The following is a 22,359-nucleotide window of genomic DNA, read 5'->3' as shown; positions in this document are numbered from 1 at the left end:
GATCGTTCGTATAACGGATTTTCCCTTTGGGGCAGGCATCTCTATTTCACCATCCAACGCGACGGATTATCCCGTCATTGATCCGAAGTCCGGAAGACAACTGCGCCGCCGGTGAAGCCTGCGCCTACCGCCGCCATCAGGAGAAACTGACCGTCCGCAAATTTTCCTTGCTCGCTGGCGAGCGACAGCGTGAGCGGAATGGTGGCCGCCGACGAATTGCCAAATTCCTCGATCGACCGCAGCGTCCTGCACGGATCGATGTCCAGATTTTCCGCGACAAGATCGAAAATGCGCGCATTGGCCTGATGCGGAATGAAGTGATCAATCTGCGAGGCCTTGATGCCCGCCCGCCCCAGCGCCTGCTCCGAGCAGAGCGTCATCAACTTCACAGCCTTCTCGAAGACGACCTTGCCGTCCTTGATCCGGATCACGCGGTCTTCCGGCTCCGCCGTGCCCATATCAGGGTTGCGCGTGCCGCCCGCCTTGATCGCAATCATATCGTAGAGACTGCCGTCGGACATGACGCTCGAACCGAGAACTCCCGCATCCTCACGCGACGACGGCGCAAGCGCCATCGCCGCCCCGGCGTCCGCGAACAGAACCGCGCTCGTCGTATCCGCTTTGTTGATGCGTCGGCTCAGGATATTGGCCGCAACGATCAGCACCGACTGGCCTGTGGTTTTGACGAATCCGTCTGCGAACAGCAGCGCATAGATGAACCCCGAACACGCCCCGGTCAGATCGATCGCCCCACAGGTGAGACCGAGGCGATGCGCCAGCAGCGGCGCAGACGGTGGCAACAAATGATCCGGCGTGGAGGTGGCGAGCAGTACCAGACCGATGTCATTCGTCTCGATTTGCGCGTGCGCAAGCGCAGATGAAGCCGCCTCCACGGCAATATCCGTCAGCGCTTGATCCGGTGCCACCCAGCGGCGCGCCTTGATGCCGGTGCGGCGCGCGATCCAACCGTTCGACAAACCGAGATCCTGCTCAAGAACGGAATTCTCAATACGCCGCTCGGGCACATAATGGCCGAGGCCCGCAATTCGCGACGACCGGACATTCATGGGACGTTTCACATCGAGAAATTCTTGCATCAGTCATCGACACGGTTTTTGCCGTGCCATCCATTGCATGCGCATTCATTGCCTGCAATGAGGCGATCATACCTCTGAGCGAACAAACACACAGCATGCACGATGCGCGAAACAGCCGGTTACCTCTGCATGAAATCCGCCAGATGAATTCTGCTACACGCCGTCAGGTCGCGAGTAGGATTTTCTGAATCCTGTTGTCTTCCCGCGCATGCTTTTTGTGAAAAAAATAATCGAAAACGAACAGCCGCACTTCCGAAGACAGATTGCTGTCTTCCCGATCTTCCTTGATCCTCGTCACGATCCGCGCGAGTGACTGATTATGCGCATGGGCGATTTCCTTGAGCGCGTCCCAGAACGGCTGCTCCATGCTCACGCTGGTTTTGCGGCCAGCGACCGCGATCGAACGCTGGATGATAAGAGACTTCGTCGACGAGACCATTATTGTTTCCCCCGGGTGGCGACAGATCATCAAGCCGGCCTTGAACGGCCTTTGTGCTTGGCCTTGAGTCGCGGGGGAGCAAGAAGGATGCCAGCGGCAAACACTCGCCATACGATCATATCGCAAGGCATTTCCGGAAAGCCTCTCTATCCTTTTGCGCGATTTTTTGCCGAGAGCATCCATCATCGGCAATAATTTGCCGAGATAGACGCGTGAGCGCTCTCATCCACGATCTCAAGCCACAAAAAGCGGTACCGCTTTCATCGCGAGATGCAATTTCACGCGAGCGGAAATCCGCACACCGAAGCGATACATTGCCCTTATCAAAAATTTAAATCGAAGCAGCGAAAGTATCCAGATAGGGGGAGTTATCGGACGGTTGCGTATGCCATGCCGTTAGCTGCCCCGTTCCAATTCAGCGCCTGGGGGCACTTGATGAAACGTCCAAGCATTGCTTCGACCTTGAATTTGATGATCACGTTGATGGCAGTCTCCATTGTATTGATGCTTGCACGCCAGTCCTGGCATTCCTGGGAACGCCTGACCGAGACAAAGCGGATGACCGTGATCTCCGATTTGTCGGCCGATGCCTTCCAGGCGATGCACAATTTGCGCGCCGACAAGTCCACCATGGTTCGCACCCTGAAGGCCGACAAAACGATCGAGCCGAAGATCCAGAAGTATCTCGACGATCTTCACACCGGTGAAATCAAGGCGATGCGCGCGGTCGGCAAGAACCTCGCTTCCGTCGATTTCAATGGCCAGGCGAACGTCCGCGAAGAGCTTATCAAGCTCACCGATCGTTTCGCCGCGCTCCAGACCGAATCCATGAGCGCCGTACACAACGAGAAATCGACCCGGCGCGCCGCTCTGCCGACCGAATACAACGAGGTCGGCGGCAAATTACTCGACCTTCTTCAGGATTTGTCCACACAACTGGTCGGACTGATCAACCACGCCGATGCGACCGTCGATCAGTTGCTCGCCATCAAGCAATCCGCCTGGCACCTGCGCGCGACCGCCGGTGAAGCATCGCTGAGGGTCTCAATGGCCTTGGGTGCGGGCAAGATGACACCCGAAACCCATACCCAGCTCACCAAGCTGATCGGCGGAACACAGTCCGCCTGGGAAGGCCTCGAGATCGCCGCCGAGGGCATGCAGTTACCGGCATCCGTCAAGACCGCCATGGACGCGACGAAGGCCGCCTATTTCGACGAAAAGTACACCGGCCTTCGCGAGCGCCTCGCCGACGCGCTGACCAACGGCACACCGCCGGAAACCAATGCGAGCTATTGGAGCCCGTTCTCGGTCAGCCAGATGAGCAGCGCCGTCACCCTGGCCGAGAATGCTCTCGATGCCGCCCGTGCCCGCAGTTCCGAACTGTATGCCCAGGCCAGGGCATCGCTGATCTGGCAGCTTGGATTCCTACTGATGGCGATCATCTTCGCCGGCTCCTGCATCGCGGTGGTCAATAAAGTCGTGATCCGCCCGCTTCACAAAATCCGTGACGCCATGCAAAGCGTCGCGGCAGATGATCTCAGCGTGGAGGTGCCCTTCGCCACCCGCGCCGATGAAATTGGAGCCCTGGCGGCGACACTCGCGACCTTCAAGCAGAACGCCGAGGACAAGAAGCGCATCGAAAGCGAGAACGGCGTGGAAAATGCCCGCAAGCTCGCGCGGCAAAAGACCGTGGAATCCCATATCGCCGCTTTCGAACAACAGATCGGCAGCGCACTCGATGCGCTCTCGATGTCCTCCGAGCAGATGAACCATACCTCCGAGGAGATGTCTGAAATTTCGGATCGGACCAACGATCAGGTCATGACGGCGGTCAGCGCGGCGAACGCGGCGTTTGCCAACGTCCAGAGCGTTGCCGCGGCCTCCGAAGAGTTGACCGTGTCGATTCATGACATCAGCCGTCAGGTCACCCATGCGGCCGACACGGCGCTGCGCGCCGTCGAGCAGGTTCAGCAGACCGATGATCGCGTCAAAGGCTTCTCGGAAACCGCGAGCAAGATCGGCGACGTGGTCAATCTCATCAACAACATCGCGGCCCAGACCAACCTGCTGGCGCTCAACGCCACCATCGAAGCCGCCCGCGCAGGCGATGCCGGCAAGGGCTTTGCGGTGGTCGCATCCGAAGTGAAAATGCTGGCAAGCCAGACCGCCAAAGCGACCGAGGAAATCTCGACGCAAATCCTTGCCGTCCAGAATGTCGCGCAGGATTCGATGGAAGCGATGAAGGGCATCCGCGGCACGATCATGGAGGTGAGCGAGGTCGCGACCGCCATCGCCGCCGTGATCGAGCAGCAGGGTGCCGCCACGCAGGAAATCTCCAGCAACACCCAGCAGGCCGCCCAGGGCACGCAGGCTGTCTCCGACAATATCGGCGGCGTGTCGGAAGACGCCAAGTCCACGGGCGATTCGGCGCGGAACGTCCGGGAAGCAGCGGAGGTGCTATCCGTGCAAGCACAGCAACTCCGGCAGCAGGTCGACAACTTCCTGGGCCAAATCCGCGCGGCCTGACCTGCGCCACCAATACACCCCGCGATCGCCCGGCCCTTCAGGACCGGGCGATTTTCTTTTCAGGCCACGCTGATCCTGGCGACAAAGCCATCGACGATCTCCCGCAGGGCCTGCGCATGGCGGGACAAATCACCCGATGCGAACAGCACCTCCTCGGCCACACTGCCGGTCCGTGTCGCGGACGTGCCGACGGTGGTGATGATCTCGAGTACGCTGCCGTTACTGGCGGAGACTTCGGCCGCGCTCTTGGCGATCTCATGCGTCGACGCCTTCTGATCTCCGACAGCCTCGGACACGCTGGAGGAGACGTTGTTCATGATCGATATCTTTTCGCTGATCGAGTTGATTTCCGCAGTGACGCCGGATGCCGCCTTTTGAACGCTCTCGATCTGGGTCGATATCTTTTCTGTCGCCTGTGCCGTCTCGTTGGCCAGCGCCTTGACCTCCTTGGCGACGATCTTAAAGCCCAATCCTTCGTCGCCGTAGCGCTCCGCCTCGATGGAAGCATTCAGCGCAACCAAATTCGTCTGCTTGGCGACACGTCCGATCAATTCGACAATCTCGCCGATCCGGGTCGAGACGTCCGACAGATTGGCCGCCATCGCATCGACTCTGGAAATTTCATTGGCGGCGTTGCTCGCAACCTGTGTCGAATGCTCCACCTTGCCGCCGATGTCCTCGATCGAGGCCGCGAGCTGGCTTGCAGCCTTCGCAACCAGATCGGCCTCGTCCAGTGCCGAACGTGCCGAGCTCACCACCAGATTCGATTTCTCCAGCGTCTCGCTGGCCGTGTTCGTCATGCTCTGCGCGGCGGCTTTCATCGCCTCGGCCGAAGACGCAACGTCGTCGACGATGGCGCCGATGGTTCCCTTGAATTCCTGGATCGATTCCTCGATCTTGGCCGCCCTTGCCGCTTTCGCATCCTGTTCGCGCAGGCGTTCGTCGGCCAAGGCGTTAGAGCGGATCATCTCCTCTTTGAAAAACAGCAGCGCTTTCGCCATGGTGCCGATCTCATCCCGCCGCCCGAGCGAAGGCACCTCGGCATTTACGGCGCCGCCGGCAAGCTCGCGCATAGCGACCGTCATGCCCGCAATCGGCCGGACGAGATTGCCCGCGATCGCCAAGGCGATGACCACCGTCAGGATCGCCGCCAGCGCGGAAATCACAATCAACCGCCATGTCGAACTGCGGATGAATTCACCGGCGGCGCCCGCCGTTTCCGCGCCGTCCTTGCCGGCCCTCTCCGCGAGCCCGTGCGCGACCGAAATCAATTGATCCTGCGCCTCGCGGATGTTCGCGCGTGTCTTGGCCAGCACCGCATCGTTCTTGACCCACGCATTCAAGGCCGCCGTGTAGTCGCCCGTGGCCTTGCGGATTGCCTTGATCTTGAGGATCTGCACGTCGTCGCTCGACGCCGATTCCATCTCGCCGAACAACTCGCCCAGCGAATCGAACTGCTGCCTCAACTGATTGAGGAAGGACTGCTGCCGCTCGATCATGAAGGCCTGCTCGGCCACCCGCGTGGCCAGAATGCCGCGCTCGACCTTGCCTGCGTTCTGGCTCGCGGCATACGCCTTTTCTTTTTCCTCCGGCGTCTTCACCATCAACCCCGACAGATCCTGTTCGGCCGTCGAGGCAAACTCCTGCGCAAGCCATGTGGCGGCATGGCTTTTCTGCTTGAGAATTCCGATCTGCTTGCGGCCGTCCGCGGCCGCAGCAGCGCCCTGCCCGACAATGGCTTCAAATTGCTGAATCAGCGAGCGCGCTTCCTTCACGCCGCTCATGGAATCCCCCTGAGGCATGCGATCGAGATTCGATCGCATCGCCGCAACAGCCTGCTGGAATTCCGCCTTGCTTTCCGGCGTGTCCGACGCGATCCACGATTGCGCCGCCTGCGCCGCGAGGTTGGCCTGCTGCTCGAGATTGTAGGACGCCGCAACCCGCGTGAAAGCCACGGCGCTCAAATCCGCGACCGAGTTTCCGAGACTCCGGAACGAAACCACCGCCGTACATGCCACGACAAGCAGCATGAGAAGCGTCGTTGCGAAACCAAAGCTGATCCGGCCGCGAATCCCCATTTCGCAACTCGGCCTTTAACCGCGAAGCCCGGCGAGCTTGCCTTCGTCCTCCGCAAACCGCTCCTGCTCCTTCATGACCAGCGACGTCAGGTATTTCTTCAGGTCGTTGAACTCGGCCCGCGTCGAATCGCGCGGGCGCTCGATCTCGACACGAACGTCGGCCTTCACGGTGCCGGGGCGATAGGTCATGACGATGATGCGGTCGGCGAGATAGATCGATTCATCGATGCTGTGCGTGACGAAGATGATGGTCTTCTTCAGCTCGGCCCAGATCCGCAGCAGCTCATCCTGCAGGGATCGCCGCGTCAGCGCATCGAGCGCGCCGAACGGCTCGTCCATCAGCATGATCGGCGAATTCAGCGCCAGGACACGGGCAATCGCCACGCGCTGACGCATGCCGCCCGACAGATCCTTCGGGAAGCGGTCCTTGAAGTCCTGCAGCTTCAGCTTGTGCATCAGCGTCTCGGTCCGCTCGTCGATTTCCACCAGCGGGCGTTTCTGGATCTCGAGGCCGAACGCGATGTTCTGGCGCACCGTCATCCAGGGAAACAGCGCATATTCCTGAAACACCATGCCCCGGTCGGGCCCCGGCGCCACGACATCCTTGCCCTCGACAGTGATCCGCCCTTCCGTCGGAGGAGAAAATCCCGCAATCGCGTTCAGCAAGGTGGACTTGCCGCAGCCGGACGGTCCGAGCAGGCAGACGAACTCACCATCGCTGATTTCGAGGTTGATGTCCTTGAGTGCCGTCACTGTATCCTGGGCGGTGCCGAACCGCTTCTGCACGCCCTCGACCTTGATCTGGATGTCCTCCCGCTGACGTCCGGCGAGAATCGGCGTGTCCATGATCATGACATTGTCCTTACGCACTGCTTCACGCATCGATACCTCTATGCCAACGCAGAAGGTGATTGTTGATACGGGTCATCACGGTATCGATGCCCAGGCCGAGAAAGCCGATCGTGAACATTCCGGCGATGATCTTGTCGGACCAGAAGTACTCGCGCGCTTCCAGAATACGGAAGCCGAGCCCGCTGTTGACTGCGATCATCTCCGCCACGATCACGACGATGAACGCCGTGCCCATGCCGATGCGCGCGCCCGACAGGATGTACGGCGTTGCCGCCGGCAGGATGACCCGCACGAACATCTGGTACTGGCTGACGCCGAGGTTGCGCGCGGCGCGGATATAAATGCCATCCACATGGCGCACGCCGGCGATGGTGTTCAGCAGCACGGGAAAGAAAGCCCCGATGCTGATAAGAAAATAGGCCGGCGGATTGCCAAGGCCGAACCACAGGATCGCCAGGGGAATATAGGCGATCGGCGGAATCGGACGGAGCACTTCGATCAGTGGATTGAACAGCCGGTAGATCTTGTCGTTCGCGCCCATCAGGAGGCCGAGCGGCAACGCAAGACCGGCCCCAATGAGAAATCCGACGACGACGCGCTGGAAGCTCGCAAAAGCATCGAGCGGAAGCTCGCCCGACAGCGCCCACGACAGCCAGCTATCCGTCAGCGGATTGCGGGGCAGCGGCGGCAGCAAATAGGCCCACCACTTCTGGATCACCGCAAGCGGACCCGGCAGGATGATCGGGCTGAGAATATGAGCCGACGAAAACGCCTGCCACACCACGAGAACCATGATGGGGATGATGGTCGCCCGAAACAGGCGACCACCTTTCTCTGTTAAAGTACGCTTGGACATCACGCGCCCCTTAATTGATCTTCAAATCGGCCTTCGCGGCCTTCAGGAGATCGAGCTTGGTCCAGTCGGCAGCCTTCGGGGGCGCGACCATGCGGCCGACACCGAACTTCTGCATCATGTCGGTCGTGACCTGAACGTGATGCAGGTCGATGTCGTAGGAGAACGACGCGTTCGACATTGCGTCCCTGTAGTCCTGCTCACTCAATTGACCCTTGAACAGGCTGGTGCGGACATACTTCTCGGCCAGCGCCGGATCGTTCTTGAAAGTCTGGGTCGCCTTCACGAACAACTGCATGAAGCGCTTCGCAACGTCAGGACGCTCCTTGTACATCTTCTCGGTCATCACGAGCGCGCGGATCGGCTCGCCCATCTCGGTGTCGTACGGCTTCAGAATCTCGACGCCCGCGCCCTTGTTGATGACCTGGGCGGCCTGTGGCTCGGACTGGCAGATCGCATCGATCTGGCCGCCGATCAGCGCCTGATTGAGATCGGCGAAGGCGAGATAGTAGATCTGCACATCCTTGCCGGGCTTGTCCGACCAGGTCAGGCCGGCCTTCGACAGCTCCGCCAGAAGCAGAAGCTCCTGAGCGCCGCCGCGAGCCACGCCGATTTTCTTGCCCTTGAAGTCGGCGACCGAATGAATGCCGCTCGCTTTCGAGGCGACGATACGCACGCCCCCTTTCGCGAAGCCCGCGACCACGTAGATCGGCGCGCCGCCGGAACGCCCGGCAATCGCGGCATCGAGAGCACTCGCGGCAACGTCGATCTCACCGGCGAGAATGGCCGGCATGATGTCGAGACCCTTGGCGAAAATCCGCTCCTCGACCTTGAGGCCGAACTCCGGCGCAATCTCCTTCATGTAGGAGACGGCTCCATAGTGAGCGAACTTCAAATTGCCCAGACGGACAACATCCTCGGCATGCGCGGACTGAATGCCCACAGCCATGGCGATAGACAGAATGACAGCACGAAACTTCATGATAGACGTCTCCTCACAGGACAGAATCTTCCCGCCGGTGAACCGGCGTGGCTTGATCGTTTTGGAAGGAAAGAAAGGTTGCCGGCTCAAGTCCGCAACGGCGGCGCCCTCCCAGACGCCAGGGCGTTTGCCGCCCTTTGCCGTCAGGATCGCAAGAACGATGCCAATCCCAAAAACTCAGTCATTTCAGAAGGAGAATGAAACGGGCGTGAAATAGCCTGCGGATATCGGCAGATTATCGCCGAGCAAAACGCATCGATGAGCCAAATTCCGCCGTTCGCCTCACGGACGGCAATAATCCTTCCGCTCGATCGCGTAGCGCGTCATCTTCTCGTTCAGCGTGCGGCGCGGGATATCGAGCATCTCAAGGACTTTCGCGACATTGCCCTCGCTTGCGAGTAGCGCTTTTTCGATAACGCCGCGTTCGAAGTCGGCGACCAGATTGGCCAGCGACTGCGGCAGCGCCTGACCGCCCGCGACTACCGCGCCTCCAGCCTTTCCGCCAACGCTCAGCCCGAGCGCGAAGCGTTCGGCGACGTTCTTCAGTTCGCGCACGTTGCCCGGCCACGTATGGCTTAGCAGGCTCGTCAGATCGACAGCAGTAATCTCCCGGCTCTTGCGGTTTTGCGCCGCCGCGGTTTCGGCGACAAAATGCTCGAACAACAGACCGATGTCCTGTAGCCGCGCGCGCAGCGGCGGGATCGTCAATTCAGACACGTTGAGCCGGTAATAGAGATCTTCCCGGAAACTGCCTCCCTTGACCGCCTCGGACAGATCGACCTTAGCCGCGACCACGATGCGCGCATCGAACGGGATCGATTTATGGGAGCCGAGCCGCTCGAACGCCTTCTCCTGAAACGCACGCAGCACCTTGACCTGCAACGCAGGCGGCATGCTTTCGATCTCGTCGAGAAACAGCGTCCCCTTGTGCGCATATTCCAGCCGGCCGATCCGCTTGCCGACCGCTCCGGTGAATGCACCCTGCTCGTGGCCAAAGAACTCGCTCTCGAACATCGTCTCGGGAATAGCACCGCAGTTCACCGCAACGAACGGATGCTCGCTGCGCGGCCCGAACTCGTGCAGACATCTGGCGACAAGCTCCTTGCCCGTGCCGGTTTCGCCGCGAATGACGACATTGAGCGGCGTCGCGGCAAGTTCGAGGATATCGGCGCGAAGCTGGCGGATTCCCGGCGAGATGCCGACCAGGCGCCGCTCGATCCGGTTGCCGAATGTCACATCCAGCCGCAAGCGCCTGTTCTCCAGCACGAGCTGGCGCATCTCGCAGGCCCGCCGCACCGTACCGATCAACCGATCCGGATCGAAGGGCTTCTCGAGAAAGTCGTAAGCACCCTGCTTCATCGCATCGACCGCCATCGCCACGTCGCCGTGGCCGGTCAGCAGCACGACCGGGATATCGCGATCGATCGCAAGGCATTCCTGAAGCAGATCGAGCCCGCTCATCTTCTTCAACTGAACATCTGTGAGCACGACTCCGGAAAACTGCCGGTCGATGATCGCGCGCGCATCCTCCGCCGACGACAGGATGGTGGCGTCGATATCGGCGAGCGCCAGCCACTGCTTCATGGATTCGCGCATGGCGGCTTCGTCATCGACGAAAATGACTTGGTTGTTCTCAGGCATGATTACCGGCATCATTGACTATCGGCAGCTTCACGTAAAACGAAGCGCCCCCATCGAGGTTGTTCTCGCACGTCACCGTTCCGCCGAACCCGCGGATGATCGTATAAGACAGCGACAGCCCGAGCCCCAATCCCACGCCCGCATTCTTGGTGGAGAAAAACGGCTCGAACAGTTTCGAAAGATTCTCTTCCTTGATGCCCGAGCCGGTGTCGCCGACTTTCAGGACCCAGAAATCGTGATCACGAACCGCCTGAAGCGTCAGCTTCCGCACGGGTTGCCCCTGCATCGCGTCGATCGCATTCCGGATCAGGTTGACGAGCACCTGCTCGAGCCGGATTTCATTGCCGCAGACCATCGCATCATCGGGCACCGCGCGATCGATCTCGATATCCGCATGGTCGATCGTCGTCTGCAGCAGCGCCAATGCCCGGTCGACGCAATATTCCAGCGACACCGGATCGCGCTTCATCGCGGACTTGTGCGAGAAGGTCCGCAGATGGCTGGTGATGCCCGCAAGGCGCTTCGTCAGGCTCGCGATCATGTCCAGATTGGCGCTGACGCCCTGCTTGTCATCCTTCTCATAAAGCAGGCGGGTGCTCGCCGAATAGGTCTGGATCGCAGCGAGCGGCTGGTTGATTTCATGAGCGATGGCCGCCGACATCTGCCCCAACGCCGCCATCTTGCCCGCATGGATCAACTCCTCCTGCGTCGCGCGCAGTTCGAGCTCGGCCTTTTCGCGCTCCGATATTTCCGCCTGCAGATCGAGCGTTCGCTCCCACACCTTCTGCTCGAGCTGATCGTGCGCCACCCGCAACGCTTCGGAGACCGCCTTGCGGGCGTGCAATTCGGTATGCAGGCGCAGCCGCCGTTGCCAGAAGAACAACCCGATCAGCACGAGGAGCGCAAGAACCGCGCCACTCGAGATCATGACCTCGCGCCACTTGGCATTCACCGGCGCGATATCGCTCAGATAACCGATGGTCCAGCCGTCATCGCCAAAATCCCGGGTCTGCATCAGATAGCGGCGCTTCTCGAAGTCCACCACCGAGGAATGCGTGGCAAGACTGCCGAGTCTCTTGAACGCCAGAACATGCAGATTCGCGTTGCCGTACTCCTGCGTTTCCTTCAGTTCTTCGGCGATGCCCGGTCCGAGCACGTGCAGCATTCCATACTTCCAGCCGAGATAGCTCGACAGGATCACGACCTTGTTCCGGTCCATAACGAACAGACGTTCGCCGCCGCTCGCCCACTCGGCCTGCAACGGCTCAAGGTCGATCTTGACGACCACGACACCGACGATCGTGCCGCCCGCATAAATCGGGCTGGAAATGAAATAGCCGGCGAGATTCGTGGTCGTTCCCACGCCGTAGAAATGCCCCGACTGCCCCTGCATCGCCTGGATGAAATAGGGCCGGTACGAATAGTTCTTCCCGACAAACGACCACTGGCTGTCGAAATTGCTGGACGCGCGGGTCAGCCCCGAGGTGTCCATCACATAGATCGCAGCGCTTCGCGCATTTTCATTCGTCAGTTTCAGTTTGGCGTTTGCAGCAGCGACCGCCGATGCATCATCCCCGCTGACAGCGGCGACGATCTCGCTGTCGCGCGCAAGCACCGACGGAAGATAGGCATAGGTCGCGAGTGCGTTCGAAACCGTGCTCGAATAAAGCTCGATCCGCTGAAAGCCCGCCGCTTCGATCTCGCGCAGCGCGCGCGACGACATCGCCGATGCGATTTCCCACACGGCAATCGCACCGATCACAATAAAAACGGCAAGCGCCGCAAAAACGCGGCGGCTACCGTGAAATGTCGAAAATCCAAAACCCGGCCGGCTTCGCGGGGCCCATGCAGTTATCGTCATTCACCTGAACCTGACCGTTGTCCTGAGGCAACGTCACGGTCACCGACTACCACACGCAGAAAATAAAATCGCGATTCAACTGTCCAGCGTTAATGCCGGAATGCTTGCTGCATGATGCAAATCAACGTCTGATATTTTGTATACCAATGGCGTCGGCAATCCGGTCGCACCACCTCGCAAGGCGCAGGAAGCGCGGGCAAATAATCGATCGCGCCATCGCATAAAACGCCTCGTGACACGATAGATAAAAGTATCGCGGCGGGTGACGGGCCTGCGCCCATCCATCCGCCGCGATGACCATCATATCTCGCAGGAATGCCCCACGAGGGGTAAGGCTAGCCGCCCTTCAGGTGCTTGGTGCACTCGCTGTAATAACCGCCACCTTTTTGAATCCACTTCAGGCCGCCGTTGGCATTGGAGGCCTTGTTGGCGTTGTATTGGTCCACGCAGGTGTGCATGCGAGCCTTGCCCGCGCTCTCGGACGCGTATTTCGCCGCAACGGCATTCGGGAAAACAGCCGGGCCGGATGCCGTCGCCGCAGGGGCGGCCGCTGGCTTGGTCGCAGGCTTGGCGGCGGGTTTTGCTGCCGCGGTGGCTGGCGCAGGTGCCGCAGCCGGAGCAGCCGTGGCCTCGGCGCCGCATTTGGCCTTGCGGAAATCCTTCCAGCTCTGACCGCCAAGCGAGCCATCGGCCTTCGCTGCTTTATATTTGGCGCTGCATTCCGTCATCGACAGCGCGCTTGCCGGACTTGCCGCAACGAGGGCCATCAAACCCGCCGTGGCAGCAGCAAAAAGTAATTTCGACTGAAAAACCATCGCCTGCCTCCTAAAATGAAGAGGGCCCGATCCTAGCGCAGCGCCGGAGGGTTTCAACGGATGAACGAAAGCCGTGATCTAAAATATCGTCTTCCGATGCCGCCCGCTTCGGCCATTCATGAACAGTTCATCCACCGGGAGACAGGGTGTAGGCCTGAACTTGAGGCTCAACCATGACATTCCTGTCTCGCGCCATCGGCACCGCATTCGTCGTCAGCCTGCTTGCAGGGCCCGCCCTCGCCCAGGCCCCAACAACGCTCGCGCCTGCCGCCAAGGCCGAGAAACCGCGCTCCGCCGCCTCGCTCGACTGCTCCAAGCAGGCCGACGCGAAGGGGCTGCACGGCAAGGAGCGTCATAAGTTCCGCTCCAAGTGCAAGCGCGATGCGACCAAGAAGTAGCTTTTTTGTTGCGTGCGTAGACGTACCTCACCTGCCCTGAAACTTGAGCCGGCGGTCTGACCGCCGGCTTTTTCATTGCGCGCAGGAAAAGGGCCTCATGCCGGGCGGCGGCCCAGACCAAGCAGGCCCCATCCGGCCAGCGCCGCCATCAGAGCCGAGATCAGCGCGTTATAACCCGCCAGCGACAGGCCGAGGAAAGACCACTGCACCTCGTCGCAGCGTACGACCTTGGCGGTCTTGAGGTTTTCCAGAAGATTGCCCGGATTGCCGAAATCAACGGCCGACCCGGTGCATTCGGTCGGCCCGGGCCAGAAGCCCCATTCGACCCCGGCGTGATAAGCGCCGAAGGCGCTGTTGAACACCGTCACACAGAACAGCACCGCAAATCCCGCCACCAGCAGGGAGCGGGGTCCCTCGCGGGCGGCCACCATGGCCAGTACAGCGGCAAGCGGAATCCCGATGTAATAGGCGTATCGCTGCTCAAGGCACATCGGACAGGGCCGGATACCGAGCACGAGCTGGAAGAACCAAGCCCCCGCGATGGTGGCGAACGCAATCACACAGATCGCCAGCGCCATCCGGAAAGCGCGCGACCGCGCCGGTTGGTCGGATGAAAAAATAGCGTCAGACAAGGCCTGCCTCCGGGCTCGTCCGCTCCTAGCGCGCCCTCCGGCAGGTGTCGAGAGAGGCAGGATCACAGCCGGTTGACCCGCCGACGCCGCTGGCTATAGTCCGCCCGCTCGCCGCGCCTGACCCGTGCTGCAAGCGCCCCTGTGGCGGAACTGGTAGACGCGCTCGACTCAAAATCGAGTTCCGCAAGGAGTGCTGGTTCGATTCCGGCCAGGGGCACCAACACCTGCTCGCGCTACTTATATCCCGCCCCAGCGGCATTCGCATTATCAATATAAATCAATGGCTTATATTAGAACCACGGCCGCGGGGGTTCGCCGTTGATCGCGCATGTTCGCGAACCTCCCGCTCTGTACCGGTGCTCTGTTTAAGCCGCCCGCACACTGGCGAGGAAGTGCTCGACTTCAAGCTTGAGACGATTGCTCTCGTTCGACAGCGACTGTGCCGACGCCAGCACCTGACTCGACGCCGAGCCCGTCTCCGTCGCACCTCTGTTCACCTCGCCGATGTTGTTGGCGACCTCGCTCGTTCCGGTCGCCGCCTGCTGGACATTGCGTGCGATTTCCTGTGTCGCGACACCCTGCTCCTCGACAGCAGCGGCGATGGTTGTCGTAATCACCGAAATCTCGCTGATCGTCGTGCTGATCTCCTTGATCGCGGTAACCGAATCGCTGGTCGATGTCTGGATCTCGCCGATCTGCCCGGCAATTTCCTGCGTGGCCTTGGCGGTCTGCTCCGCCAGCGCCTTCACTTCGGTCGCCACCACGGCGAAGCCCCGGCCTGCCTCGCCCGCCCGCGCCGCTTCGATGGTTGCATTCAGCGCCAGCAGATTGGTTTGCTCCGCGATCGTCGTGATCAGTTCGACAACATCGCCAATCTTGGTCGCGGCGTTGCTCAGCGTCATGATGCGCTTGTCGGTCATGTCTGCCTGCATGACGGCATCGCCCGCGATCTTCGATGACGCCTCGACCTGGCGACCGATCTCCTGAACGGATGACGCCATTTCTTCAGTTGCCGACGCCACCGACTGCACACTCGCCGAGGCCTCCTCGGAGGCGGATGCCACACTCGTGGACAATTGCTGGGTGATCGCGGCCGTCTTTGTCAGCGAGTCGGCAGCAGCTTCAAGCTCGGTCGATGCAGAGGCCACGGTTTTGATGATCTCGCCCACAGCCGCCTCGAAACCGTCAGCGAGCTTATACATGTCCGCTTTGCGTTGTTTCACCGCACGCGCCTCACTCTCGGTCCGCTCGGCGCGCAGCCGTTCGGCCTCAATCATATTGTTCTTGAAGACCTGCACCGCGCCGGCCATGTCGCCGATCTCATCCTTGCGGGCGGTGCCGGGGATATCGACAGACATGTCATTTCCGGCGAGCCGGGTCATGACCCTCGCCAGCATCCGTATCGGCTTTGTAATGCCGAAGATGCCCAGCAGAGTGCCCGCGACCATTCCGATGACGACACCGATTGCCGCTATGACGATCATCGTATTCGAGATGGACTGATATTCCTCCGTCGATGCCCTGGCTTCTTCCTGGACGGTTTCTTCCAGCCTGTCCGCGATCGCCTTGATCTGAGCCCTCGCCTTGCCGGCGGCTTCCTTGCTCTTGAAAGCGGCCTGGCGAAGCCCTTCCGTTTCCACGTTCACTTGCACGTTCTTCAACTGTTCGGCGATCTGCAGCGTATTGCGGACGTCCTTCTCGTACGCCTCGACCGCATCCTTTGCCGGCAGGATCATCGCCTTGGCTTTCGCGTCGTGTGTCTGCTCAATATCCGCCATCCGCGCGTTGAAGGCCTTCAATTCCGTTTCGATCTGCTTTTTTGCATCAGCGACGTTTTCGGGACGCGGATCCATCGCGATGTCGAATTCCGCGCGGCTCATCGCGACAATATCGAGATTGGCCCTGGCGGCCTTCACGGCGCGCTTGGCCGCCGCACTCATTTGTACTGCATCGTCATTCATTGAGCCCATGGAATGAATGCCGAGCCAACTCAAGCCGGCTGCGATACCCGCCATCAGGACAACGACCGCAAGAATTTTGATCAGAATTTTGGTGTTGGATAGCAATGACATTTGGAGCCCCATTTTGCTAAAGGCTCCATATCTCAAGGGAGCCCCGTCAGGAGGGCCCCACACTCCGTTAGAGACCCCGCGCTGCAGGGAAGAAATGATTCGAAGTGCAATATCAGGGTAGCGCTTCAAACTTACATTTAGTTAAGCGCAAGTTGCTTCGGAGAGTTTCCCCAGTCAGGGCATGGACATCCTGATACGCGGCGCTATCTTCGACACAAACAATATGTTCGCGTTTTTACCGGCCGCGGCGCCGGAACCTCTTTCCATTACCAGACTTGAATTGCCGACCCGCTGAGGAGGATCACATGCGCATTTCGATGGCTGCCGTTCTGGCGTCTACGCTGGCAGGATTGATTTGGAGCACACTTCCAGCGCAGGCGCGCAACTACCGCTACTGCCTCTACGAACACAACGACACTGCAAGCGACTGCGCTTACGACACCTATGCCCAATGCGCGGCCTCGGCGTCAGGCCGCGTCGCTTACTGCAACATCAATCCGATGTATACCGAGCCGGCAAAACCGCCTCGGCATCGCCGCAAGCCACCACGGGACTATTGAGCCTCGTTTACGCCGCGCAATCGGCGTCGGTGAGATCGTCTTCGGAGACGACGCAGTTGCGGCCCTGCGCCTTCGCCTTGTATAGCGCGCGATCGCAGCGCTCGATCAGTGTCGCCATCGATTCGCCGGGGCGGAATTGCGCCACGCCGATCGAGACCGAAATATCGGGGAGCGATTCACCCGTCGAACGGCGGGTGAGATGGCAGCCCGCAACCGTTGTCCGAATCCGCTCGGCCACCTCATGGCAGGTCGCAAGATCTGCGCCGGGCAACACCGCGATCAATTCCTCGCCGCCATAACGCGCAGGCAGGTCGTTCTCACGCACCCGCTCGCGCAAAACGCTTGCGATCAGCCGGATCACCTGATCGCCGACGCTGTGACCGTAGGTGTCGTTGAACTTCTTGAAATGGTCGATGTCGAGCATCAGAAGACTCAGCGGATCTTCCACTTCCATCGCCCGCATCTGCGCAACGCGGAAGAACTCCTCAAGCGCCCGGCGGTTCGGCAGCGCCGTCAGCGTATCGGTCTTGGCGCGCTCTTCCGCATCCCTCAGCGAGGTGCGGATGGTGTCGAGCTCCTGTGAGGCTTCGGTGAAGTTGGATTCGAGGATCGAGGCACGGCTCGCGGCACTCGACAACGCGCCCATCAGGCTCTCGACCAGCGAGCGCGGATTGATCCCTTGGTTTGCCTGTGTGGCAACCCCGTCGATTTCGCGGATATGGTCGCGGTTGTCGGTGATGGCAGTCGCCAGATACTGCTGCGCCTGAGCCATAACGTGACCAAGCTGCTCGGAGATATTCTGGGCCGCAGGCGCGTTGACGCCCGGCGTTGCGATATACAGCGAGCGCAGATCGTCGCAAACGAAGCTGTCGAATTTACGCTTGTTGCCGACGAGGATGTCGATCGTCCGTTTCAGGTCCGGCGGCGTGCCAAGGCAATAATTGAACCAGACGGTGAAGTTATTCGGAGTCAGTGGGACGTTCTCGCGGATCATATGATCCATGGCCCTGTCCGCGACCTCTTTCGCGGAATCGAAGTCCATGTCGTCCTGTACAATTCTTGTCATGACCTGCGGTCTAAAATTGTAAGAAATTCCGCTGCGCGATTCTTCGCGTGGGAACGCCAGGATGCCGGGTTGCCGTGAGCCAGCCGATAGCCCACGAGAGTCCGACACCCGTTACAGGTGCAGACTCGCTCAGTTACTGTATGTCTATACCAATGCGGTTTAGGAAGTGTTGCGAAAGTGGAACTGGCCGCGACAGATTGACGATGATGCAGCGCAAAATAATTGGCATGCTAAATAAGCGGCTCGCCCGTCAGGGCGCCTATTGGCAGACCGCCCGCGTCACATAATTTTCGGTGCGGCACTCGCCCGGCGCGCCGGTCCGCCCGGACAGGTAAACCTTCGCCGAGCACTTTTCGGAGGTCTCGATATCGAGGCTTTTGCCGCTCTTGAATCCCTTGCCCTTGCACAATTGTTCTGCGGCGACATTGCAATCGGGCGCTCCATTGGCCGTCATCGGACAGGCAGCCCGACCGGTCGTGACCGACTGCACTCGCGTCAGGCTTTCCGTTGCGTCCTTGGTCTTGGCGTTAAGGTCTTCCAGCGTCTTCTGAGAGCCTTTCCACCCCGAGGAGAGATTTGAGGCCGAATCCTTCAGCAGCTTGCCGAGTTCTTCTACGAGGCCCGGGTTGTGCGCCGGCTTGGCTGGCGTGGACGGCTGTGCAGGAGAAGGCGATGGCGGCGCGATGGCGGGAGCGGCTGGCGGTGGCGTAGGGTCCGGCGTCTGTCCGGACGGCGCAAGTGCTTGAGACAAAGCAGGCAGCGGTACCGCAATCATCAAGGTGCACACCGCAAATCCGGCCGCAAAGCAGCAAGTCCGGATTCCCAGATGCCAAAGCCATCGTCCCATAGCCGGACACTATCCCGCCACCGGCGGCACGCAAGGGTGTTCCGGTCAGAACAACCTGAACGCGGCAATAAAGCCCCCGACCAGCACCGCAGCGCCGATCGCGACCCAGAGGCCGAGGCGCTTTTCGATGTGATGGCGGATCGTCTCGCCATAGCGATTCAAGAGGACCGCCGCGATAAAGAAACGTGCGCCACGCGTGATCGCCGAAAGCAGGATGAACAGCCAGATGTCGTAACCGGCGAAGCCGGATGTGATGGTGACGATCTTGTAGGGGATCGGCGTCAGGCCCTTCAGCAGGATGATCCATGCGCCGTAATGGGCATAGGACGCGCGGAAGGCATCGACCTTGTCGCCATAGCCATAAAGACCGATCAGCCATTGCCCGACGGAGTCATAAAGCAACGACCCGATCGCATAGCCCAGCACGCCACCGGCAACTGATGCCACCGTGCAGACACCGGCATAGATCCAAGCCCGCTGCGGTCGTGCCAGCGCCATCGGAATCAGCATGATGTCCGGCGGAACAGGAAAGAAGGAGCTTTCCGCAAAGGATACGGCCGCCATCAGCCACAACGCGTAGGGCTTATCGGCGGCGGCGATGCACCAATCGTAGATCCGTCTCAGCATGGCGCGATGAAACACGCGGGCGCGCGTTTGTCCATGCGTCGCATGGGGTCAGCTTGCAATGATCAGCGTGTCGCCGCAGGCCGGGCCAAAACCCGGCGGCGAGGTGCCGGAATTCCGGCGGGGCCGGTCTTGATGGCGGCCTTCTGCTTCGGCAGCTTTTCAGCGATCCCCTGAGCGCGCTCGCGGCGATCCATCTCGTCCCAGATATCCTGCGGGCGGATGCCGGCGGCAGCCCACAAAACCGTCAGATTGTAGAGAAGGTCGGCGCTTTCGCGGACGACGGCGTCCTGCTTGCCGCTCACCGCGTCGATCACGACCTCTATGGCCTCCTCGGCGAGTTTCCTCGCCATCTTGGAAGGGCCGCGTTGAAACAGCTTCGCTGTCCGCGACGTGGCGGGATCGAGATTCCGTGCAGCGATCACCGCACGGTATAGCCGCTCAAGCGAATCACTCATGCCTTCAAACTAATCCAACCTTGTCGCCACGGGGTTAACGCGCACCGACCGCATGATTGTCACAAACGAACGCCGGGGCCGATAAGCCCCGGCGCAGACTCGCGACTTCATTCCTCAGTAAGGATAGTAGCGGTAGCCGCCGTAATAGGCCGGTCCGCCATAATAAGGCTGCCCGTAATAGGGATCGCCGCCATAGTAATAATTCTGCCGGTAGTAATCGCGACGACGGGACTCCGCGATTGCACCACCGATTGCGCCCGCGGCAAGGCCGAAGATCGCGGCGGCCGCCGCATCGTTCCGACGGTAATGACGTTTCGCATGACGTGTCTTGGCGCGCGCGCTCACATCCGTCAGTCTTTCCCCGGCGACGTTCATGGCCGGTACCGAAGCCTGCAAAAGGCCCGTCGAGGCCGCTTGAGCGGGGCTTGCTCCCGGTGCCGTGACAAGCATGGTGGTCGCAAGGACAAAGGCCGCACCCTTGCCTGCGAGGAAGATCGATCGGATCTGACCTGGCATCTGCTCCTCCTGAAAGCGAGCCGAACAGCCCTGAAAGAAACCCTTGTCAGAACATGGGGTTCCGAGCGCCTTCGTCAAGCGACAGTTGGCCGCATCGCATGCCTCCGGCACGACCGAAGAACCCAGCCCCGTCAGTCGCTTGTACGGCGGCGGCAGGTTTGCCAAAGTCTGCCCCGCACCGGTTTTTCTTCATGGCCCTTATCCGTCTTTATCTACGGGTTCTCGATCAGCTCGGCGACGAAGCCCGGCTGGCCTGGATTCTGGCTTTTGCCAATCTCCTGCTCGCGACGGCGCAATTCGCCGAGCCGGTCCTGTTCGGCCGCATCATCGATGTGCTGACCGCCAATCCGGGCGCCGGCAATGCCGCTGCTGCGATCCCCGCGCAGACGCCATGGCCCCTGCTCGCCGCCTGGGTCGGATTCGGGCTGTTCACGATTCTCTGCAACGCCGCCGTCGCCTGGCATGCCGACCGGCTGTCGCACCGGCAACGCCAGGCCGTTCTCACAAGCTATTTCGACCACATCATGCAATTGCCGCTCACCTTCCACACCGGCACGCATTCGGGCCGGCTGATGAAGGTGATGCTGCAAGGCACCGACGCACTGTGGCGGCTGTGGCTGTCGTTCTTCCGCGAGCACTTCGCATCCGTGCTCTCGCTTCTCGTGCTGTTGCCGCTCGCCTTCTACATCAACTGGCGGCTCGCGATTCTCCTGTTCGTGCTGTGCATCGTCTTCACGACGCTGACGACGCTCGTGGTCCGCAAGACCTACGGCATGCAAAACGAAGTCGAGGAACAGTACAGCAATCTGTCCGCACGCGCCTCCGACGCGCTCGGCAACGTCGCGCTGGTGCAGAGCTTCGTGCGCATCGACGCCGAAGTTCAGGGCCTGCGCGGCATCGCCGATAAGCTGCTCGCCGCGCAGATGCCGGTGCTATCATGGTGGGCGCTGGTTTCGGTGATGACGCGCGCCTCGACCACCATCACCGTGCTCGCGATTTTCACCGTCGGCATCATCCTTCACCAGCAGGGCCTCACCAGCGTCGGCGAGATCGTGATGTTCGTCTCCTTCGCCACGATGCTGATCCAGCGGCTCGAGCAGGTGGTCGGCTTCGTCAACAGCGTGTTCATGGAGGCACCGCGGCTGCAGGAGTTCTTCAACGTCCTCGATGCCGTTCCCGCCGTGCGTGACCGGCCTGACGCCATCGACCCCGGCCGCCTGCAGGGGCTCGTCGAATTCAACGACGTGTCGTTCTCCTACGACGGCAAGCGGCCTGCGATCGAGGACGTGTCACTCACCGCCCTGCCCGGCCAGACCATCGCGCTGGTCGGCGAAACCGGCGCGGGCAAATCCACCGCCATCGCGCTGCTGCACCGGGCATTCGATCCGCAATCCGGCGTCATCAAGATCGACGGCATGGACATCCGCGCCCTCACGCTTGCGGGCTTGCGGCGAAACATCGGCGTGGTGTTTCAGGAAGCGCTGCTGTTCAATCGCTCGATCGCCGAGAATCTGCGAGTCGGCAAGCCGGATGCAACCGACGAGGAATTGCGGCAGGCAGCAAAAGGCGCGCAGGCCCTCGACTTCATCGAACGCAGCGAGCAGAAATTCGACACAAATGCGGGCGAGCGCGGACGCATGCTGTCCGGCGGCGAGCGCCAGCGGCTCTCGATTGCCCGCGCGCTGTTGAAGAACCCGCCGATCCTCATTCTGGACGAGGCAACCTCCGCGCTCGATGCCGTCACCGAAGCCAAGGTCAACGCCGCTCTCGACACCGTGATGGAGGGCCGCACCACGTTCGTGATCGCGCATCGCCTCTCTACTATCCGCAATGCAACGCGCATCCTCGTGTTCGATAAAGGACGTGTGATCGAGAGTGGAACCTTCGATGAACTGGTTGCGCGGGGAGGATATTTTGCCAATCTCGCCCGGGCCCAGTTCATGGTGCAGGAAGCAGACCGCGATGCGCCGCCGATTGCCATCGAGAAGCTTTAGGAAAGCCCGATCGCGACGAAATTTGGCCCAGTTCGTGGCGGATAGACT

General features: G+C 60.7%; 21 protein-coding genes and 1 tRNA gene. 6 read left to right on the top strand and 16 right to left on the bottom strand.

Translation table 11 applies throughout. From position 1 onward, the window contains the following. Nucleotides 1-74 precede the first annotated feature (74 nt). Together AC1RNA_RS06405 and AC1RNA_RS06400 are read right to left on the bottom strand one after the other, a co-directional pair. Nucleotides 75-1,067, bottom strand: coding sequence for a beta-ketoacyl-ACP synthase III (locus AC1RNA_RS06405; protein WP_492950524.1), 993 nt, complete (start codon nucleotides 1,065-1,067; stop codon nucleotides 75-77). A 193-nt stretch (nucleotides 1,068-1,260) separates the two neighbouring features. Further along, complete coding sequence (locus AC1RNA_RS06400; protein WP_244469019.1) at nucleotides 1,261-1,722, bottom strand: ribbon-helix-helix domain-containing protein; 462 nt, start codon at nucleotides 1,720-1,722, stop codon at nucleotides 1,261-1,263. 297 nt (nucleotides 1,723-2,019) lie between these two features. On the opposite strand from AC1RNA_RS06400, the gene AC1RNA_RS06395 reads away from it, so the two are divergent. After that, nucleotides 2,020-4,062 carry a methyl-accepting chemotaxis protein gene (locus AC1RNA_RS06395; protein WP_492950523.1) on the top strand — a complete coding sequence of 681 codons (2,043 nt, stop codon included), beginning with the start codon at nucleotides 2,020-2,022 and terminating at the stop codon, nucleotides 4,060-4,062. A gap of 59 nt (nucleotides 4,063-4,121) precedes the next feature. Here the strand turns inward: AC1RNA_RS06395 and AC1RNA_RS06390 are convergent, their stop codons facing one another. From AC1RNA_RS06390 to AC1RNA_RS06375, 4 genes are read right to left on the bottom strand one after another with little or no spacing between them, the layout of a single operon-like run. Then, nucleotides 4,122-6,140 (bottom strand): methyl-accepting chemotaxis protein, encoded by a 2,019-nt coding sequence (locus AC1RNA_RS06390; protein ID WP_492950522.1) that lies wholly within the window; start codon nucleotides 6,138-6,140, stop codon nucleotides 4,122-4,124. 15 nt (nucleotides 6,141-6,155) lie between these two features. After that, nucleotides 6,156-7,022, bottom strand: coding sequence for an ABC transporter ATP-binding protein (locus AC1RNA_RS06385; protein WP_492950521.1), 867 nt, complete (start codon nucleotides 7,020-7,022; stop codon nucleotides 6,156-6,158). Further along, complete coding sequence (locus AC1RNA_RS06380; RefSeq protein ID WP_492950520.1) at nucleotides 7,015-7,848, bottom strand: ABC transporter permease; 834 nt, start codon at nucleotides 7,846-7,848, stop codon at nucleotides 7,015-7,017. Before AC1RNA_RS06380 ends, AC1RNA_RS06385 begins: the two co-directional genes overlap by 8 nt. A gap of 10 nt (nucleotides 7,849-7,858) precedes the next feature. Then, nucleotides 7,859-8,827 (bottom strand): ABC transporter substrate-binding protein, encoded by a 969-nt coding sequence (locus tag AC1RNA_RS06375; RefSeq protein ID WP_492950519.1) that lies wholly within the window; start codon nucleotides 8,825-8,827, stop codon nucleotides 7,859-7,861. Here AC1RNA_RS06375 and AC1RNA_RS06370 point away from each other — a divergent pair. Next, a complete protein-coding gene (locus tag AC1RNA_RS06370; protein WP_492951217.1) occupies nucleotides 8,726-9,028 on the top strand; it encodes a hypothetical protein in 303 nt (100 codons plus the stop codon). The two genes, AC1RNA_RS06375 and AC1RNA_RS06370, sit on opposite strands and share 102 nt — an antisense overlap. 81 nt (nucleotides 9,029-9,109) lie before the next feature. On the opposite strand, the gene AC1RNA_RS06365 is transcribed toward AC1RNA_RS06370, so the two are convergent. The 3 genes from AC1RNA_RS06365 to AC1RNA_RS06355 all read right to left on the bottom strand — a co-directional run bounded on the left by AC1RNA_RS06365 (nucleotide 9,110) and on the right by AC1RNA_RS06355 (nucleotide 13,144). After that, nucleotides 9,110-10,468 (bottom strand): sigma-54-dependent transcriptional regulator, encoded by a 1,359-nt coding sequence (locus AC1RNA_RS06365; protein WP_492950518.1) that lies wholly within the window; start codon nucleotides 10,466-10,468, stop codon nucleotides 9,110-9,112. Next, a complete protein-coding gene (locus AC1RNA_RS06360) occupies nucleotides 10,461-12,329 on the bottom strand; it encodes a sensor histidine kinase (protein ID WP_492950517.1) in 1,869 nt (622 codons plus the stop codon). Before AC1RNA_RS06360 ends, AC1RNA_RS06365 begins: the two co-directional genes overlap by 8 nt. 335 nt (nucleotides 12,330-12,664) lie before the next feature. Beyond that, a complete protein-coding gene (locus AC1RNA_RS06355) occupies nucleotides 12,665-13,144 on the bottom strand; it encodes a hypothetical protein (RefSeq protein WP_492950516.1) in 480 nt (159 codons plus the stop codon). Nucleotides 13,145-13,317: 173 nt separating this feature from the next. Between AC1RNA_RS06355 and AC1RNA_RS06350 the strand changes: the two genes are divergently transcribed. Further along, complete coding sequence (locus AC1RNA_RS06350; protein ID WP_492950515.1) at nucleotides 13,318-13,542, top strand: PsiF family protein; 225 nt, start codon at nucleotides 13,318-13,320, stop codon at nucleotides 13,540-13,542. A 95-nt stretch (nucleotides 13,543-13,637) separates the two neighbouring features. On the opposite strand, the gene AC1RNA_RS06345 is transcribed toward AC1RNA_RS06350, so the two are convergent. Further along, nucleotides 13,638-14,120, bottom strand: a complete 483-nt coding sequence (locus AC1RNA_RS06345; RefSeq protein WP_492951185.1) for a disulfide bond formation protein B — start codon at nucleotides 14,118-14,120, stop codon at nucleotides 13,638-13,640. A 189-nt stretch (nucleotides 14,121-14,309) separates the two neighbouring features. Between AC1RNA_RS06345 and AC1RNA_RS06340 the strand changes: the two genes are divergently transcribed. Then, a tRNA-Leu gene (locus tag AC1RNA_RS06340) sits at nucleotides 14,310-14,394 on the top strand. Between the two features lie 145 nt (nucleotides 14,395-14,539). Here AC1RNA_RS06340 and AC1RNA_RS06335 read toward each other — a convergent pair. Continuing rightward, the gene (locus tag AC1RNA_RS06335; protein WP_492950514.1) at nucleotides 14,540-16,246 is read right to left on the bottom strand and encodes a methyl-accepting chemotaxis protein; all 1,707 of its coding nucleotides are present in this window, start codon (nucleotides 16,244-16,246) and stop codon (nucleotides 14,540-14,542) included. Nucleotides 16,247-16,551: 305 nt separating this feature from the next. Between AC1RNA_RS06335 and AC1RNA_RS06330 the strand changes: the two genes are divergently transcribed. Continuing rightward, a complete protein-coding gene (locus AC1RNA_RS06330; protein ID WP_492950513.1) occupies nucleotides 16,552-16,806 on the top strand; it encodes a DUF3551 domain-containing protein in 255 nt (84 codons plus the stop codon). A 7-nt stretch (nucleotides 16,807-16,813) separates the two neighbouring features. Here AC1RNA_RS06330 and AC1RNA_RS06325 read toward each other — a convergent pair whose 3' ends face one another. From AC1RNA_RS06325 to AC1RNA_RS06305, 5 genes are all read right to left on the bottom strand, one after another. Further along, a complete protein-coding gene (locus AC1RNA_RS06325) occupies nucleotides 16,814-17,848 on the bottom strand; it encodes a GGDEF domain-containing protein (protein WP_009337543.1) in 1,035 nt (344 codons plus the stop codon). A 283-nt stretch (nucleotides 17,849-18,131) separates the two neighbouring features. Next, nucleotides 18,132-18,647: a hypothetical protein gene (locus AC1RNA_RS06320; RefSeq protein ID WP_492950512.1), complete on the bottom strand. Its 516-nt coding sequence runs from the start codon at nucleotides 18,645-18,647 to the stop codon at nucleotides 18,132-18,134. Between the two features lie 117 nt (nucleotides 18,648-18,764). Next, nucleotides 18,765-19,346: a YqaA family protein gene (locus AC1RNA_RS06315; RefSeq protein ID WP_009337545.1), complete on the bottom strand. Its 582-nt coding sequence runs from the start codon at nucleotides 19,344-19,346 to the stop codon at nucleotides 18,765-18,767. A 62-nt stretch (nucleotides 19,347-19,408) separates the two neighbouring features. Further along, on the bottom strand, nucleotides 19,409-19,801 hold the full coding sequence (gene hisE, locus AC1RNA_RS06310; protein ID WP_492950511.1) for a phosphoribosyl-ATP diphosphatase: 393 nt from the start codon (nucleotides 19,799-19,801) through the stop codon (nucleotides 19,409-19,411). Nucleotides 19,802-19,915: 114 nt separating this feature from the next. After that, nucleotides 19,916-20,317, bottom strand: coding sequence for a hypothetical protein (locus tag AC1RNA_RS06305; RefSeq protein ID WP_492950510.1), 402 nt, complete (start codon nucleotides 20,315-20,317; stop codon nucleotides 19,916-19,918). 191 nt (nucleotides 20,318-20,508) lie between these two features. On the opposite strand from AC1RNA_RS06305, the gene AC1RNA_RS06300 reads away from it, so the two are divergent. Then, nucleotides 20,509-22,311 carry a glucan ABC transporter ATP-binding protein/ permease gene (locus tag AC1RNA_RS06300; protein WP_492950509.1) on the top strand — a complete coding sequence of 601 codons (1,803 nt, stop codon included), beginning with the start codon at nucleotides 20,509-20,511 and terminating at the stop codon, nucleotides 22,309-22,311. The last annotated feature ends 48 nt before the right edge of the window (nucleotides 22,312-22,359 follow it).

The organism is Afipia sp. GW821-FHT14H12, from assembly GCF_058803465.1.
This window is presented reverse-complemented; position numbering and strand designations above follow the sequence as displayed.

What these genes read in the sequence shown, in the direction of transcription:
- AC1RNA_RS06405 (WP_492950524.1), bottom strand. Translation starts at nt 1,067, where the DNA reads ATGAATGTCCGGTCGTCGCGAATTGCGGGCCTCGGCCATTATGTGCCC.
- AC1RNA_RS06400 (WP_244469019.1), bottom strand. Translation starts at nt 1,722, where the DNA reads ATGATGGATGCTCTCGGCAAAAAATCGCGCAAAAGGATAGAGAGGCTT.
- AC1RNA_RS06395 (WP_492950523.1), top strand. Translation starts at nt 2,020, where the DNA reads ATGGCAGTCTCCATTGTATTGATGCTTGCACGCCAGTCCTGGCATTCC.
- AC1RNA_RS06390 (WP_492950522.1), bottom strand. Translation starts at nt 6,140, where the DNA reads ATGGGGATTCGCGGCCGGATCAGCTTTGGTTTCGCAACGACGCTTCTC.
- AC1RNA_RS06385 (WP_492950521.1), bottom strand. Translation starts at nt 7,022, where the DNA reads ATGCGTGAAGCAGTGCGTAAGGACAATGTCATGATCATGGACACGCCG.
- AC1RNA_RS06380 (WP_492950520.1), bottom strand. Translation starts at nt 7,848, where the DNA reads ATGTCCAAGCGTACTTTAACAGAGAAAGGTGGTCGCCTGTTTCGGGCG.
- AC1RNA_RS06375 (WP_492950519.1), bottom strand. Translation starts at nt 8,827, where the DNA reads ATGAAGTTTCGTGCTGTCATTCTGTCTATCGCCATGGCTGTGGGCATT.
- AC1RNA_RS06365 (WP_492950518.1), bottom strand. Translation starts at nt 10,468, where the DNA reads ATGCCTGAGAACAACCAAGTCATTTTCGTCGATGACGAAGCCGCCATG.
- AC1RNA_RS06360 (WP_492950517.1), bottom strand. Translation starts at nt 12,329, where the DNA reads ATGACGATAACTGCATGGGCCCCGCGAAGCCGGCCGGGTTTTGGATTT.
- AC1RNA_RS06355 (WP_492950516.1), bottom strand. Translation starts at nt 13,144, where the DNA reads ATGGTTTTTCAGTCGAAATTACTTTTTGCTGCTGCCACGGCGGGTTTG.
- AC1RNA_RS06350 (WP_492950515.1), top strand. Translation starts at nt 13,318, where the DNA reads ATGACATTCCTGTCTCGCGCCATCGGCACCGCATTCGTCGTCAGCCTG.
- AC1RNA_RS06345 (WP_492951185.1), bottom strand. Translation starts at nt 14,120, where the DNA reads ATGGCGCTGGCGATCTGTGTGATTGCGTTCGCCACCATCGCGGGGGCT.
- AC1RNA_RS06335 (WP_492950514.1), bottom strand. Translation starts at nt 16,246, where the DNA reads ATGTCATTGCTATCCAACACCAAAATTCTGATCAAAATTCTTGCGGTC.
- AC1RNA_RS06330 (WP_492950513.1), top strand. Translation starts at nt 16,552, where the DNA reads ATGCGCATTTCGATGGCTGCCGTTCTGGCGTCTACGCTGGCAGGATTG.
- AC1RNA_RS06325 (WP_009337543.1), bottom strand. Translation starts at nt 17,848, where the DNA reads ATGGACTTCGATTCCGCGAAAGAGGTCGCGGACAGGGCCATGGATCAT.
- AC1RNA_RS06320 (WP_492950512.1), bottom strand. Translation starts at nt 18,647, where the DNA reads ATGATTGCGGTACCGCTGCCTGCTTTGTCTCAAGCACTTGCGCCGTCC.
- AC1RNA_RS06315 (WP_009337545.1), bottom strand. Translation starts at nt 19,346, where the DNA reads ATGCTGAGACGGATCTACGATTGGTGCATCGCCGCCGCCGATAAGCCC.
- hisE (WP_492950511.1), bottom strand. Translation starts at nt 19,801, where the DNA reads ATGAGTGATTCGCTTGAGCGGCTATACCGTGCGGTGATCGCTGCACGG.
- AC1RNA_RS06305 (WP_492950510.1), bottom strand. Translation starts at nt 20,317, where the DNA reads ATGCCAGGTCAGATCCGATCGATCTTCCTCGCAGGCAAGGGTGCGGCC.
- AC1RNA_RS06300 (WP_492950509.1), top strand. Translation starts at nt 20,509, where the DNA reads ATGGCCCTTATCCGTCTTTATCTACGGGTTCTCGATCAGCTCGGCGAC.